Annotated in this window: 16 protein-coding genes, 1 tRNA gene and 2 pseudogenes; 11 read left to right on the forward strand and 8 right to left on the reverse strand. The window is 56.0% G+C overall.

Annotated elements, in window-relative coordinates; translation table 11 throughout:
- Window positions 1-78: 78 nt before the first annotated feature.
- A complete protein-coding gene (locus tag KX729_RS27265) occupies window positions 79-372 on the reverse strand; it encodes a hypothetical protein (RefSeq protein ID WP_219745645.1) in 294 nt (97 codons plus the stop codon).
- A 349-nt stretch (window positions 373-721) separates the two neighbouring features.
- On the opposite strand from KX729_RS27265, the gene KX729_RS27270 reads away from it, so the two are divergent.
- A complete protein-coding gene (locus KX729_RS27270) occupies window positions 722-970 on the forward strand; it encodes a hypothetical protein (protein ID WP_219745646.1) in 249 nt (82 codons plus the stop codon).
- A gap of 1,035 nt (window positions 971-2,005) precedes the next feature.
- Here KX729_RS27270 and KX729_RS27275 read toward each other — a convergent pair.
- Window positions 2,006-2,302 carry a hypothetical protein gene (locus KX729_RS27275; RefSeq protein WP_219745647.1) on the reverse strand — a complete coding sequence of 99 codons (297 nt, stop codon included), beginning with the start codon at window positions 2,300-2,302 and terminating at the stop codon, window positions 2,006-2,008.
- 267 nt (window positions 2,303-2,569) lie between these two features.
- The gene (locus KX729_RS27280) at window positions 2,570-2,797 is read right to left on the reverse strand and encodes a hypothetical protein (RefSeq protein WP_219745648.1); all 228 of its coding nucleotides are present in this window, start codon (window positions 2,795-2,797) and stop codon (window positions 2,570-2,572) included.
- A 110-nt stretch (window positions 2,798-2,907) separates the two neighbouring features.
- Between KX729_RS27280 and KX729_RS27285 the strand changes: the two genes are divergently transcribed.
- The 6 genes and pseudogenes from KX729_RS27285 to KX729_RS33720 all read left to right on the forward strand — a co-directional run.
- A complete protein-coding gene (locus KX729_RS27285) occupies window positions 2,908-3,183 on the forward strand; it encodes a hypothetical protein (protein ID WP_219745649.1) in 276 nt (91 codons plus the stop codon).
- Window positions 3,184-3,342: 159 nt separating this feature from the next.
- The gene (gene ku, locus KX729_RS27290) at window positions 3,343-4,251 is read left to right on the forward strand and encodes a non-homologous end joining protein Ku (RefSeq protein ID WP_219745650.1); all 909 of its coding nucleotides are present in this window, start codon (window positions 3,343-3,345) and stop codon (window positions 4,249-4,251) included.
- A gap of 2 nt (window positions 4,252-4,253) precedes the next feature.
- Window positions 4,254-5,072, forward strand: a complete 819-nt coding sequence (gene ku / locus KX729_RS27295) for a non-homologous end joining protein Ku (protein ID WP_219745651.1) — start codon at window positions 4,254-4,256, stop codon at window positions 5,070-5,072.
- Window positions 5,073-5,075: 3 nt separating this feature from the next.
- Complete coding sequence (locus KX729_RS27300; protein ID WP_219745652.1) at window positions 5,076-5,402, forward strand: hypothetical protein; 327 nt, start codon at window positions 5,076-5,078, stop codon at window positions 5,400-5,402.
- 143 nt (window positions 5,403-5,545) lie between these two features.
- Entirely contained in the window at window positions 5,546-6,583 is a 1,038-nt protein-coding gene (gene ligD / locus KX729_RS27305; RefSeq protein ID WP_219745653.1) for a non-homologous end-joining DNA ligase, read from the forward strand.
- A gap of 137 nt (window positions 6,584-6,720) precedes the next feature.
- Window positions 6,721-7,481 (forward strand): annotated as a pseudogene (locus KX729_RS33720) (hypothetical protein); the annotation flags it as partial.
- Window positions 7,482-7,604: 123 nt separating this feature from the next.
- Here the strand turns inward: KX729_RS33720 and zwf are convergent.
- A complete protein-coding gene (gene zwf / locus KX729_RS27315) occupies window positions 7,605-9,128 on the reverse strand; it encodes a glucose-6-phosphate dehydrogenase (protein WP_219745728.1) in 1,524 nt (507 codons plus the stop codon).
- Between the two features lie 139 nt (window positions 9,129-9,267).
- Here zwf and KX729_RS27320 point away from each other — a divergent pair, with 139 nt between their 5' ends.
- Complete coding sequence (locus KX729_RS27320) at window positions 9,268-9,843, forward strand: histidine phosphatase family protein (protein ID WP_219745654.1); 576 nt, start codon at window positions 9,268-9,270, stop codon at window positions 9,841-9,843.
- Between the two features lie 251 nt (window positions 9,844-10,094).
- Here the strand turns inward: KX729_RS27320 and KX729_RS33725 are convergent.
- Window positions 10,095-10,211: pseudogene (locus KX729_RS33725) on the reverse strand (ribonuclease activity regulator RraA); the annotation flags it as partial.
- Between the two features lie 86 nt (window positions 10,212-10,297).
- Between KX729_RS33725 and KX729_RS33730 the strand changes: the two are divergent.
- The 3 genes from KX729_RS33730 to KX729_RS34445 all read left to right on the forward strand — a co-directional run bounded on the left by KX729_RS33730 (window position 10,298) and on the right by KX729_RS34445 (window position 11,281).
- A complete protein-coding gene (locus KX729_RS33730; RefSeq protein WP_246617897.1) occupies window positions 10,298-10,717 on the forward strand; it encodes a hypothetical protein in 420 nt (139 codons plus the stop codon).
- A gap of 55 nt (window positions 10,718-10,772) precedes the next feature.
- The gene (locus KX729_RS33735) at window positions 10,773-11,006 is read left to right on the forward strand and encodes a hypothetical protein (RefSeq protein WP_246617898.1); all 234 of its coding nucleotides are present in this window, start codon (window positions 10,773-10,775) and stop codon (window positions 11,004-11,006) included.
- A gap of 137 nt (window positions 11,007-11,143) precedes the next feature.
- Window positions 11,144-11,281 carry a hypothetical protein gene (locus KX729_RS34445; RefSeq protein ID WP_312992199.1) on the forward strand — a complete coding sequence of 46 codons (138 nt, stop codon included), beginning with the start codon at window positions 11,144-11,146 and terminating at the stop codon, window positions 11,279-11,281.
- An 808-nt stretch (window positions 11,282-12,089) separates the two neighbouring features.
- Here the strand turns inward: KX729_RS34445 and KX729_RS27335 are convergent.
- The 3 genes from KX729_RS27335 to KX729_RS27345 all read right to left on the reverse strand — a co-directional run bounded on the left by KX729_RS27335 (window position 12,090) and on the right by KX729_RS27345 (window position 14,358).
- Window positions 12,090-12,165: transfer RNA gene (locus KX729_RS27335), tRNA-Ile, on the reverse strand.
- Window positions 12,166-12,484: 319 nt separating this feature from the next.
- Window positions 12,485-13,480 (reverse strand): Gfo/Idh/MocA family protein, encoded by a 996-nt coding sequence (locus tag KX729_RS27340; RefSeq protein ID WP_219745655.1) that lies wholly within the window; start codon window positions 13,478-13,480, stop codon window positions 12,485-12,487.
- Complete coding sequence (locus KX729_RS27345) at window positions 13,477-14,358, reverse strand: sugar phosphate isomerase/epimerase family protein (RefSeq protein ID WP_219745729.1); 882 nt, start codon at window positions 14,356-14,358, stop codon at window positions 13,477-13,479. The genes KX729_RS27340 and KX729_RS27345 overlap by 4 nt, the downstream gene beginning before the upstream one ends.
- Window positions 14,359-14,392 lie beyond the last annotated feature (34 nt).

The raw sequence follows: 14,392 nt of genomic DNA on the forward strand, positions 1-14,392 counted from the left end.
TTGCTCCGGTGCTGGCCATTCTAACACAATGGGATAACCTCACCCATTCTGCAAAGGCTCTTTCAAAAATATGGGAGCTTACGACCCGATATTGCGGTCGGTCATGCGCTTAGCAAACAGCGGCACCTCGTCGATATTGGCAAGCGCGCCCTGCCTTATCAGAAACCGGCGGACGTTTTCCCGGAACGCAGGCAAAGGGAAAATTCCTTGAGCTGCCATCCGAGATGCCTTCGCCAAAACCTCGTAGGTGGTGTCCCTCTTCTCATCGGGCCATTCATCGAGAAGATCACACACATCCTCGAGGCTGCAAAGCTCCTGGATGTACCGGGGTCTTCTTACGAAGAGAGGTTTGTCAAACAGGGTGTTCGCCATGGCTATCTCCTTTCTCGCGCTCGTTTGACGCCGCAAAATTTAGGCGAAGGCGCATTGGATTCAAGGCCTCGCTCCCGGACTACGCTAACGAAAAAAGGCCGGCCTGGGGGACAGGCCGGCCCGTGCACCATGCAGCTTCGGTATGCGCGGCGAGCCGGAATTGCATGAGTCCGACTCTGGAAGAACAAGCTCGATCCAGCACGGTTTTTGGATAGCAAAACGTATTAGCGCTCGCTTATTGCCATTTGTCAGGACGCCTATCTTTCATGTCGCGGCGCGTTGAAAGCTATTCGAAGCCATTGCTGAGCGGAGAGTCAGTCCAGACGACGCCGTAGAGTTCGACGCTTGCTTGTGCGGCACACAACAACAAGACGGCGGAAAGGCAGCAGACGCCAACGAACTTGAGAAGACGAGACAAGCACCGGACCTCCAAAACGATTATGGTGGTTATAGTCTCGAAACGTTGGTATCAGGTGAAAAGACTTGGTTACAATCTGGTGAGGGTTGCGGCGCATTCGATCTAGGCGCGACCCCGCAGCCGATCATCGCTCAGGAAGAGCTTTGCACCATGACTGCACATCAAGCAAAAGCACTATGATGAAGCCTCCGCGAGCTATACTTGCGCAATTAAATCGGGATGAGGTAGACAGAAACGAAGGCATTACCGATATCCAAGCATAGCCTAAGACCAGGCCCGCTGCTACCGCAGCACAAGCGCCGCCCTTCGCCGCTACTTTGCTTCCAGTATAAGACCAGTGTACGAGCGCGATTCCAGCGAAGGATATTCCGTGAAACAGGACTATAAAGAGCCAGATTAGCGTCCTGCGCCCATAGTGAAGTGTGAACCCCTGTCCCAATGCGGAAAGCATAGCGGGACCTAGAACTTTACCGAAAACGAGAAACTCCTGCAAAGTACTCCTCCTCTTCGCGCCGAGAGCCGCATTGTCATGGATAAGTTGCTTCGCTATGCGGCGGGGGGATCGACCCAGCTGAAGCGAGGTAGCCACCGTAAACTGTGATCGCAATGGACCAAAGCGGACCCCGCCGCGCTTCGCGGTTGATGCTCGTCTTCTGCGCTTGAACAGCACAGAGCGGTACGTGGAAACAATTTCGGATTACCAAGGCCGTATTCCGGCCGCTTCATTACTGCGGTAGAGCTCGCATCCCTGCGAGATGACACGGGCGACTGGTCGTACCAAGGCTTCGCTGAATACGATGCTCCATCGGGCTCTGACTTTGAGTTGTACGACTTGCACTACAACATCGGCCTTAACGGATATGACTATAAACGGCTTCAGGCTACCCCCTTTGCCGCAGCGATGGACGCGCTTTGAAGCGTCTTCGATGGGGAGTGCCTTTAGGCACCTTAGAATGTCCGCAGATTTCGTCGCAACTCGAGTAGAACATAGCTATTAGCTTGTACACTGGAGGCCGAAAGCATGCCCCCGCGCCAGAACTCTCTCGATGAGGGTGCACCAGCTTACGTTGAGAAGGCTGCATAGCCCGCTATTACCACAGCCATTATGATAACCCAAAACCAGAATGGCGAACGCAACGGATTCATCGATCATTCGTTTCAAATAGCAATACGAAAAAAGCCCGGTTTCCCGGGCTTTTCGAGGTTATGACCAAGTTACTTGTTTACGCAAGCCGGGTTGGTCGCGTTGGTGTCGGTCTTGGCGCTGCCAGCGGCGCCTGCGCCAGCCGTTGAGGATGGGCAGTCCTTCATTGCGTCCTGGGGAGTGGTCCCGGATGTGCTGTTAGTCATCATGTTGTCTTTTGCGGTCGGCTGCATCGTCGTTGCTGCACCAGAACCGCCGCTCTGGTTAGAGTTGCCGCCGTTACCGCTTCCAGAGTTACCAGCGCCCTGAGCAAAAGCGGAAGTAGCGAGGCCGATGGTGAGGATCGAGGCTGCAAGAATCTTATACATTGGTGGGTTCTCCCTGGTTACGTTGCGCTATCCGAACAGTCGGCAGAGGGATAAGTTCCGGGGGCGAGTCGCGAATGCCGGCGCGCTCGAGAGCGCTCAGTTGTCAAGGATGCCAACGACCGGTTAGGGGGGCGCGCCCTCGTGACGGTTCAAAACCAATATGGGCTCAGAAGTGTTCCAAAGCTAGAGCGCTGCTTACATGTCTCGGACGAACTTCGAGACCCGTTGGCACCGCAAAAGAGTCACGAAGTTCGGGACAGTCATGAGCTACGACAGGAGTTCGCCGAAAAAGTCAAATGTCACGCCGGGCTTCGCTCCGATCAGGTAACCGGCACCCCCTCCAAATGGGAAGAAGAGCATCGCGCCCAGCCATCCCGCCAAGATCGCACCTAACCAAGCGCCGCCAATAATGCCGGCGCCGGTTGTGATGATAGCGATGATCGCCTGCAGTTTGCTCATGAGGGAAAAGATGTGAACCCTGTAGCGGCCATTCAAGAGGCCGCATTCTCACAACATCCGGTACTAACCAGCCTCCCGGATCGACATCAGGAGCGTCCAACGATCGAGCGGTTCATCGTCTACAAGTGCAAGAAGGAAATGAGCCGATGACCTGCCGTATATTAATCGTCGAAGACCAGCCGCTCATAGCCCTCTATTTGGAAGAGGTCGTCATCGAACTTGGATATAAGCCAGTTGGAATGGCTTCGACAAAATCCAAGGCCCTTTCGCTAGGTGTGAACGCGGATGTCGCCTTGATTGACGTAGACTTACTCGATGGTCCCACGGGTCCGGAGATAGGTTGGGATTGCCCGATGATCGGACCTTCAACGGGTGCTGCCCGGCTTGCGGAGGAATATGCTCGTCTGGGTGGGAACTTATAGCCAAACTCGACGACAACATTGTCAGCACTCGGCTTTGGGACGGCGAGCCAGAAGCCGCCGCTGGATTTTGGCGCACGAACGTTGCGTCGTTGTCAGACGACAAACAGCGGGAGGTCGAAACCAACCTCCCTAACATGAACCCGGACCCGGAGTGATTAAATGGCAGCGCATCGTGCTCAGTGGAAAGGTCATCTAAAGGTTGGGGAGGTTAGCTGCGCCGTAGGCCTGTACTCCGCTGCTTCGACGTCGGACCGCATCAGCTTCCACATGCTGAACGCGAAGACCGGAAACCGGCTCAAGCGGGAGTTCATCGACAGCGAGACGGAAGAGGTCGTGGAACGCGACCAGCAGGTCAAAGGATTCGAAACCGGGAGCGGCGACTACATCATGATCGACCCCGACGAAGTCGCGGCGGTCGTTCCCGACTCCGATAAGATGCTCGAAGCAGAGGCATTTATTCCGTGCGGTGATGTCGATGATGTCTACTTCGACAAGCCGTACTACCTGGTCCCGGTTGATGATGAGGCGAATGATGCGTTCAGCTGCATCAGAGATGCGTTGAAGAAGACGAACGCAACGGCCGTTGCGCGCACCGTCCTATTCAGAAGAATGCGAACGGTCCTGATCCGGCCTCACGGACTTGGCCTGATCGCAACGACATTAAACTTCGATTACGAGGTGCGCTCGTCGGAAGAAGCGTTCAAGGACGTCGCCAGGGTGAAGGTCGAAGGAGAAATGCTTGACCTCGCCAAGCATATTATAAGCACCAAGATCGGGGAGTTCGATCCGGGAACGACCGATGACAGATACGAGACCGCCCTCGCTGCCTTAGTCGAAGCGAAGGCCAACGGAAAATCCTTGCCGAAGCCGAAGCCGGTTAAGGTATCCAAGCCTAACGACCTGTTGAAGGCATTGCGTGAAAGCGCCGGGATGGACAAAGGGGCGGCGAAAAAGCCGAAGGCCGCGACCACGAGCGCCGGAAAGAAGAAAGCATCCACCGCCAAGAAAACAACTTCGAAGTCTTCTAAAACTTCGTCTGGCAAAACCTTGCAAAGGAAGGCAAGCTGATCATGGCACCCCGTCGTCCCTACTGGCGCGGCTATTTGAAGCTGTCGCTCGTCACCTGCCCCGTCGCTATGACGCCCGCCAAATCCGAAAGCGAGAAGGTTAGATTTCACACTCTCAACGAGAAGACCGGCAAACGCGTCGTCTCTCACTACCTCGATAGTGTCACCGGCAAGCCGGTCAAGGATGAGGACGAAGCGAAAGGCTACGAGCGCGGCGAGAACGATTACGTCATCCTGACCGACGAAGACCTGGAAGCGGTCGAGTTGGAGACGGTGCGGACAATCGACATCGAAAAATTCGTAGCACGAGACAGCATCGAGTGGGTTTATTTCGACACACCGTATTACCTCACCGTCAACGAGAAGATAGGCGATGAAGCCTTTGCGGTTATCAGAGAGGCAATGAAGGCGCAGGACGTGGTCGGCGTCTCGCGGGTCGTGCTGGGACGGCGTGAAAGAGCGGTGATTTTGGCGCCACGCGGAGAAGGGATCGTTGTATGGACTCTGCGCTACGGAGACGAAGTTCGTCCCGAAACCGATTACTTCACGGGCATCGATAAAAAGTCGGACGCCAAAGGCGTCGAGGCCATAGAGAAGATTATCAAGAAGCGGCTGAAGTACTGGTCGCCTACTATGGTTTCTGATCCGATCCAAGAGAGTTTGCTGCAGCTGATCGCGGACAAGAAAAAGCAAAGCAAACCGACGAGAAAGACTACCAAGGCATCTACCGGCGACAAGGAGTCGAAGTCGAATGTCGTCAGCATCATGGATGCGCTGAAGAAGTCGGTCGCCAAGGAGCTTAAGGCGCGCAAAGCAGGCTAGCCTTTGTTGCTGATTGCATCGCTCTATCTTGGTGAGATGAGACTTGCGCGTGCCATCATTCTGCAGAACCCTGTGCCAAAGAGCTTACGTCTTAAAGCGCTGATCGATCAGTGCTTGACTGATGGTGTGGCTTTGATTGCGATATGCGGACGGGATGCCTTTGCCTTGGAAGCAGAGGTTGACTGGAAAATTATAGGCGACGGCCCCCTGCCGCGTGGCCTATTTTTTACTTCTGCCCACATCGCTGACGACGATCAGGGTGGTCTATCGGACGAATCGCACTGGCCGGTTCATTTTCAGCAGGCGATGGTATCGACCACATCCTGTTAATCGGGCGACGTTCCTGAAAGATCGTGCATTCCAATAACATTAAGCAATCTCGGCTTGAGGCTAGGCACGTAAGGAACGAATCGGAGCCGAAACAATTGAATCCCGGATTAGAGGGTAAGGTACTCTCCATCCGAGGTCATGTAATGCGTCGCCCCTCAAAGCCCCTTCTCCACGATGATAGCGTCGCGAAATCGCGGCCCCGCAGGGCGAGAGACCCTGCCCAGCCCAATCTTCCATTCGACAGGATGCCGGAGAGGATCGAGCCCGCTTTGGCCCTTCTCAAGCCAAAACCGCCCTCCGGTCCCGACTGGACATACGAGGTCAAATTCGATGGGTATCGTTTAGCGGTACACATCGAGCATGGTAACGTCCGTATCTTGACACGAGGCGGCCATGACTGGACCCGTCGTTTTCCGGCCATCAAAGACGCGGCTAAAAAACTTAACGTCGGAACCGCCATTCTCGACGGAGAGGCCGTCATTCTTGACGACCGGGGCCGCTCAGATTTTGGCGCTTTACAACGGTCGCTCGGCGGACGTGGTGGAAAGAAGGTTTCAGCCGAAGCAATCTTTTTTGCCTTCGATGTCATGTATTTCGATGGTCACCTCCTGACGAATACTGAACTATCGGTGAGACGTCACCTGTTGACGGATTTCCTCGACGGCGCAACCGGCGCGATCCAGCTCTCCGAGGAAGTCGAGGGCGATGGCGACGACCTGCTGGAGAAAGCGTGCGAATACGGCCTTGAAGGGATCATCGCCAAGCATCGCGACAGCAAATATCGATCCGGCCGCACCGGCGATTGGCTCAAGATCAAATGCGTGCAGAGTGAGAGCTTTTTCGTCATAGGATACGAGAAAAGCAGCGTGGCGCGAGGCGGCATCGGCAGTCTGTTGTTGGCGGCGCGACAGGGTGATGGCCTAAGGTCAGTGGGATCAGTCGGCACTGGCTTTAAGGAGCGCGACGCAATTGAACTGAAACAAATGCTCGATGAGCTAAAAACGAAGCGACCAGCCGTCCCGTTAAAGGGAAGAAATCTCGTGTTTGCGCAGCCGACCCTGATCGCTGAAATCCACTTTCGCGGCTGGACAAGCGATGGAAACCTGCGGCACGCCTCGTACAAGGGCCTTCGTGATGAGCAGGATAATTCGAAGGTTTTTAAGCTGACGGACACGGATTAAACAAGGATGACCAGTTTTGTGGCGGAGGAAAATACCGTTCGTTTAACTCCGCATTCTAACTCAATGCGTGTGTAGGCCGGTCGTGTCTCGAATACAGGGTTCAGGTCGGTTGGAATGGGATGACATTGTTGCCGCGCATGAACGCGAGAGCACCATCCGTCTCGATTGCCTGGACTAGACCAATTTATGCCCGGAACACATCTGCGCAACGCGGTCCTGCGCCGAAGCAAATCAGCCCATTCTCTGATCCGTTATTCGAAACGCCGACGATCCGGCAAGCTTTCAGGATGCGCTCATTTATCACATGCGCCGGTTCGGGGACAGTTACTGGCAGCTCTATCGTGCCGTGGTTCGTTTGACAGAGACCTTCGACAGCAAGACGCTTTTTGTCCTGGATCCAGGGCGAGAGTGTCCCCGCGGTCGGTTGCCAGTTTGGCCATCCTGCGCTGGATAGAGATGCGCTACAGAGTACCGGAAGGGTTTTTGAAGGAGAAGCTACCGCACCAGACGCGCTCCCTTTACGGTCATGATCCCGGCTACATCAGTCCGGCAGAGCGGCGGCGTATTTCCCTGCATTTGCCGGATGATTTCAGCAGCCTGCCCTCGACTGGGTGCGCCGGCGTCACCTATGGCGGCGGTTCGCCTTCGCCGCGCACACTGACTCTGCTGCCAACGTGAATTTGCACATGGCCGAGGAACTCGACCATCCGGACCTGCTGCGCACTGCCGCGTCTTGCGATGGGAAATGGCAGACCTGATCCGTTTTTAAGACCTCGATGCTGACAGCGATAGGCTTACAGCGCAATGGGTCTGGGGCGAAGAAACTGCCTCTCAGAAGATCGAGCATCTCGGCTTGATGTTCGGCGCGCTTGCCGCCTCCCCGTCCGGTGTCGTCAAGGTCGAAGCGTCTTATGCTACCGGCTGCGCCAATCTTCCGCCAGTTCAAAACTATCAGGATCCTGCCATCCTGAATCTCGCTCCGACATTCGCTGGCGACATCTGATGCGCCAATGGCCTCGCCTCAGACCGGCCGACCAGCCCCCTGGTGCAAAACGACGCCGAGCTCATGCCACTCGCGTCCGTCTTTTCGGATCAGATCATCTGCCGAGGCCGGCCCCATGCTACCGGGAGCATATGTATCCGGAAATGTGCCACCGCCCGCCCAGGCATCAAGAAACGGCTGGACTGCCGCCCATCCTGCTTCGATGCTATCCGCGCGCTGGAACAGAGTCTGGTCACCAATGAACAAATCGTAGATCAAGGATTCATAGCCGGTCGTTTGCCCGATATCGAACCTGTCAGCGTAGCGGAAGTCCATCGATACGGGAACGGTCTCAACCGATTGGCCGGGGCGCTTGATCGAGATCTCCATGCTCATTCCTTCATCCGGCTGAACCTGGATAACGAGCCGATTTGGCGGCAAGTGTCGTGTTACTTCGGTCTCGCGGAACTGAGCAAACGGCACCTTGTTAAATGTGATGACAATTTCTGTGTCGCGCGCGGTCAAAGCCTTCCCCGTCCGAAGATAGAACGGCACTCCCGCCCAGCGCCAAGTGTCGGCGTAGAGCTTGAGAGCGACATAGGTTTCGGTTCTGCTATCGGGGGTAACATCGGGCGTCTCCCGATATCCTGTCACCTGCAGGCCATTCAGAGATCCAGGCCCATACGCCCCTCGTACGCTGTTTGCTGACGCCTCCTCCACTGAGTAGACACGCAGAGCTTTCAGAACCTTTCCCTTTTCATTGCGAACAGCCTCGGCATCGAAACTGTTCGGCGGTTCCATGGCAATCATTGCCAGCAATTGGAACAGATGGTTCGGGACCATGTCCCGAAGCGCTCCCGTCGCGTCATAGAACTTGCCACGGCTGCCGACATCGACGATCTCCGCGGCCGTGATTTGAACATGGTCGATGAAGTTGTTGCCCCACAGGCCTTCGATGATCATGTTTGCAAAGCGTGCCGTCATCAGGTTCTGCACGGTCTCCTTGCCGAGGAAATGATCGAGCCGGTAGACCTGTGTCTCCGAAACCCGCGCCAATATCTGCGCATTGAGCGCGCGCGCCGAGGCGAGGTCGGTACCGAACGGTTTTTCGATCGCGACGCGGCGGAAGCAGACGTCAGTTTCCTCCATCAATCCATGCGTCGCGAGCTTTTCAACAATCGGTCCAAACAAGCTTGGCGGTACGGCGAGATAGAAGGCGGCATTCGCCGTCGGCCCAAGCCGTTTTCCGATGGCATCGTAGATGCCGTCTTTTGTGAAGTCGCCGCTCAGATAGGAAATTCGTGATCTCAGGCTGTCCCAGGCCTCATCCTTCGTCGCCTGTTCGTCTTGGTGAGGGTTGAGATGGCTCAGGAACTTATCAAGGCGCCCCCGCAGGAATTCGTCATCGCCCTGATCGATGCCGACGCCGAGAATGGTGAGATCATCTCCCACCAGACCGCTGCGGGTGAGGTTGATAATCGCGGGAATAAGCAGCCGGCGGGTCAGATCGCCGGTAGCGCCGAAGATGACGAGAGTGACTGGCGGTGCTGACTTTGAGACCATCATACATGGCTCCCTTCGATGAAACATTGCAGGGATATAGGGCTGAGCCTGCGATCAGCAATTCTCCGGGGATGTGGACTTTCTCGACGGTATGCGGGACCTATCTCGGAACGGATCAAGCTTATGGAAAGGAAACGCCATGCCGATGCTTCTGCCACAGATTTTCCTGGTTCGACATGGCGAGACGGCCTGGGTCTCCGGCCGTCACACTGGAAGGTCGGATATCGATCTGACGCCCAATGGCGAAGAAGCTGCGAGATCGCTCGCTGGGCGTCTACAGGAATTTGCCACTGAGGTCGTCTGGTCAAGTCCGTCTCTGCGCGCGCGCAGGACATGCGAGCTTGCTGGATTCGCATCCGAGGTGTCCGTGAAGCCCGATCTACACGAGTGGGATTACGGACAGTATGAAGGGATCACTACGAAGGAGATTCAGCAGACGGCGCCCGGCTGGCGGCTTTTCCGTGATGGTGCCCCAGGCGGTGAAGATGTGAAACAGGTGGGTGTAAGAGCGGATCGCATCATCCACAACATCAGACAGATCGGTGCACCCATCTTAATTTTCTCAAGTTCGCATTTTCTGCGTGTTCTTGCCGCCAGATGGCTCGGACTTCGGCTCGAACGGGGCGAAAGCTTCGTTCTTGGCACAGCAAGCCTTAGTATCCTCGGATACGAGCACGATCGTCAAGAACCGGTTATCCGGGCGTGGAATACGTAAAGCCTCCACCGTAATCATTGATCCAGGCCTTGGATGTCGCATTCACGGAAAGGAACACGTCTGCTTCTTGGCGAACAGCGTTGATGCGGATGCCTCTGTGCGCTTATGCGAGGCCTGCTTTGCCACCATGCTTACCAGGTGAACTGTCGTTAATCGCAACGGCTTTCGTGCGAGCCTTCATCCATAGAAGCGGGCGGGTAGCGTCAAAACGGGAGCGGCTCGTCCTATGCGACGAAGGCTCGTACTCGACGCTACGTGTCGAAACGTTCCAAAGTTTCCGCGTTGGGCGGATAGACACCGAGTGTAGATTTTCCAGACTCAATTTCCAGCTTTAGAAACTCTTCCTGCTCCTCCATGGCGACCGCCTCTCGCTAGGGGAGACTGACATCGAATTGGTGGTTAAGACCGATGACGATGCGGCATCCTCATTGAGAACAAGGTTCGCGCACCGTTGATGGACCGCCAGTTTGCCCGCTATCGCATGCGTGGCGAGGCAAGCATCCTTAGTGGCCAGTGGCAGCGGTTCAAGGCGATCCTGATGTCGCCGCAATCCTACTACCAGACTCTCGCCGTCGAGCATTCCTCGCAGATCGATGCGAACCTGTCCTACGAGGTCGTGATTGATTTCCTCGCTGAACGACCCGAGTTCGCCTTCAGTAGCGGATTTCAGGGAGAGGAGACGTCAAGTCGCCAGATGTCACGATCATGGAGTTCTATCAGAACTACTGATGCAATTGCCTCGTCTCAATTCCCACAACTCCACCTCATCAAACCGGACGTCGTCGGGAGCGGAATTTACTACCCTCCCCTATTTGGCGGCAACAGCCTCAGGCTGATCCTCAAGTTCAAGGGCATCGGCTGCGAGTTGCATTGACGACCAGGAAATCCGAGGAACTACCGATGCATTGAGGCTCTACCTCCAACCCGACATGATCGTTCGGCCGATAAAATCCCTGGCGTTCGTCAATGTGCAGACGCCCGCGATCAATCACCTTCTGGACTTCGACACGGTCAAGGACCACATCATCGAAAGCCTCCACGTGCTCGAGCGCCTGCGGGTGTTCGCTATGGATGAGAGCGTCAGAAGGCTGATCTTGGCGGCAATTCAGATATCTCTCGATTATTTCGTGCGACAGATCAAAACGGAAACGGGCGCCAGATAGATGCTCTGACAGGCGATCACTTCCTTGTCGAGGAGCCAGTCGGAAACCCTGTTCGATCAGGCGGTATCTATCATCAATCAGGCCAACTCGGCGTTTACGGTCGTGGATAGCTGGTCCTTCGCGGCGGTACCGCGACGATGTTGCAGATCGACTATCGCGAAAGCTACGATATCGATCTGTTCGTCGACGATCCGCAAGTCCTTCCATATCTCAATCCTAATACGCAGGGTAACACGCTTGAGATGGAGCCGGACGAATATAAGACCGACGGGTGAGGGCGCTGAAAATGGCGTTCTCCGGAGTCGGCGAGATCGACTTCATTTGCGCGCCCAGTCTCACGAAAGACCCTGTCACACAACGGGAGTACGAGGCGTTCAAGTCGATCTCGAAACGCCGGGCGAGATAATTGCGAAGAAAATCCATTGTCGCGGAGGATCGCTGCAACCTCGGTATATCTTTGATCTCGCGTGCGTGGCGAATTCTGCGGTGATGAATATGTCATCGAGGCTTTATCGCTACTGAACGACAAGGTCGGCATTGCCCTTGGCGTGGCCGAACGCATGAAGCCTAATTTCGTCAAGGGCATCATCGACCAGCTGAAATCCGTCGAGGGTATAAGGACATACCCGAAATCGCACAAGAACGGACAATTACTGTTCTCAAGGCGGCCCTCGCCCATGAGCCGAACCCCTCAGACACGGCCAGTTCCGACAGAAAGCTATAATATTCGAAGGTCCGCGCAAATAGATCGTTCGCCCCATAAGCATGCGGTAACCAGCGGCACTGTCGGGGACAACCATTCCGAGCTGGCCTCGCGCCCTTGCTGTGATCCAAGACTCTGATGGCAACGAAGATAACCCTCGCGGACCTGACTACCTGCGACAACGGCACGGTCGTCGTCGCCAGATTAACCCGGTCAACGTCCCTCGGATTCACCGCGATTGCCAGACTTCACATTTTTGTGAAAATTCCTGCATTTACGCTCAAACGCGAAACACCCCGTCTTAGGGGCATTTTTTTGCGCCGTGAGTTCAGAGGTTGATGGAGGCCAGATCAACGGATCGTGGCGGCCGACATAGTCGTTGGTGGGCCCGGCAGGATTCGAACCTGCAACCAATCGGTTATGAGCCGACGGCTCTAACCGTTGAGCTACAGGCCCGGCCGCGGGAAACTAGGGTCCCTTCCGTTAAAATGCAATCTCTTACACACCCACAAAAAAATGTCTCGCCTGAACGGATTAGAAACCCGACCCGCGTGTCGAAACCTAATTTGAAATTTCAGCACTTCAGTGCCGGGCGACCGTGAACAAGGAAAATCATGCCGTATGGAGTCGGTCACGATCACCAAGGACGGCTACGAACGGTTGACAAACGGTCCGCGGCAAATCGTCGTCAAGTCATCCGAGAAGGCTCGAGACATAAAAAGGCACCGGCGAGACTTGGGCGGTGCCTTTTTAATGGTCGGGATGAATCGTCGTCTCAGAGCGCCAGTTCGCGCCGCATCATTTCCAATCGTTCCATGGCGATGACGCCTTCGGCGATCGTGGGGGCAGGTGTCGGTGCCCCGCCCAGAGCAGGCACGACGTCCGCCAGAAGCGCATGATAGCCCTTCGGGTCCTCGTTGGCCGCGGCCGTAAAATTCGGTTTCCACGTCAGCGTATCGCAGTTCTCCGTCAGCGTCGCACCGAGGTCATCGATCTTGAAGGGTGGGTTGCGGTGCCACTTAATCTCGATCACGTCGTCCACCTCGATGCGCTGATGATCGCCCATCAGTTCGATGCGCTCGACCGGCGTGCCGCGCGACTGCACGGTGCCCATGGCGATGTTGCCGATAGCGCCGCATTCGAATTCGAAAGCAACATGGAAAAGCATGCGACCCGGCACCTTCTCCACCTTGCGCGTGGAAATCGAGCGCACCGGCGAAACCAGAAAGGACACCAGATCCATGTAGTGAACGCAGTGATGCAGGAAGAAGCCTGTATAATCGACATTGCCGACGAAATAGCCCGGCGCCGTCATATAGTAACCGGTGAGGCCCAGAACATCGCCGAAGCGGCCGGATCTGACGATATTCGCCGCCATGCGATTGCCGATCGAATAACGCTTCATGAAACCGACCAGCAGCGGCTTTTTCGCCTTTTCGGAGGCGGCGAGCAGTTCGCGCGCCCCGGCGGCCGAGCCTGACGGAGGCTTTTCCATAAAAACCGAAAGACCGCGTTCGAGCGCTGCCTTGCCGAAGGCCAAGTGCTGATCCGGACCGACCGCCATGCCGACCGCGTCGATGCCGGGGGTCGAGATCAGCGTTTGCGCATCCGTCGTCAGATTGGTGACGCCGAATTGCCGCCCGGCATCCTTCAGGCGCTTGCCGTCGATATCGCACATGGCGACGAGCTCGACGTCATGGCGCACAAGCTGAGGAAGCAGCATCTGGGTTGCGTGGACACCGCAACCGATCCAACCGATTTTCAAAGTCATCGACGATATTCCGTAAGCAGGAGATGGGATTTCATAAAGGTGCTGGATGCTGCAAGGCGATCGCTTTCGTCTTCGTGCGGTGCCCGCCATTGGGCGAACGGCACGCCGAACCGGTCGTCGTTGCGGCGGAAAGGCTCGAGCGAAACGGGCCCCTTGTAGCTGACCTCGTGAAGCGCGCGGCAGACCTCAACCCAGTTGGTCATGCCCGTTCCTGGAAAGCCGCGGTGATTTTCATTGGCCTGGAAATGCACGAGGTGATCTCCGGCGAGAAGGATCGCCTCGGCGAGCGAGCTTTCTTCCATATGCATGTGAAAGGTATCGAGCATCAGCTTCACAGCCGGATGGTCGACCGCATCCAGTAGCTCCATAGCTTGTTGGGTGGTGCACAGCACGTCGCTCTCGAAGCGGTTCAGAGGCTCCACGGCCAATAGCACGCCAGCTTTTGCTGCGTGATCACCGGCTTCCTTGAGGCCCGCGACGCAGCGTTCCTTGCGAGCCAACCGTTCGGTTTCATCAACCGGCAGAGGGGGCCTGCCTGCGAAGACGAGCGGATTGCCGGTCAGCGGACCGCCGACAATTTTCGCGCCCAGGCCGGCCGCGCAATCGACAGTATATTTCAGATAGTCGATACCGGCGCGATGCGCTTCGGGATCTGCAGACGAAAGATTGCGCTGCAGGTTGACGCGTGCGGCAAGCACCGCGCCGAGACCGGCATCATCGAGCGCCTTCCTCGTTTCCGTGAGATCAATTTCGCCGGCTTCCGGAACCAGAAGCTCGACGAAATCGAAGCCATGCTCGCGCATCTTCGCAAACAGCGGGAAATGCTCCGCCGTGAACGGCCTAGCATATTGCATGGAAATCAACCCGATGGGGTTCATTGTCATTCCTCTTTTTGCATCCAAAAATTCAGTT

The sequence above is a fragment of the Neorhizobium populisoli genome (genome assembly GCF_019430945.1).
Lineage (GTDB): Bacteria > Pseudomonadota > Alphaproteobacteria > Rhizobiales > Rhizobiaceae > Neorhizobium > Neorhizobium populisoli.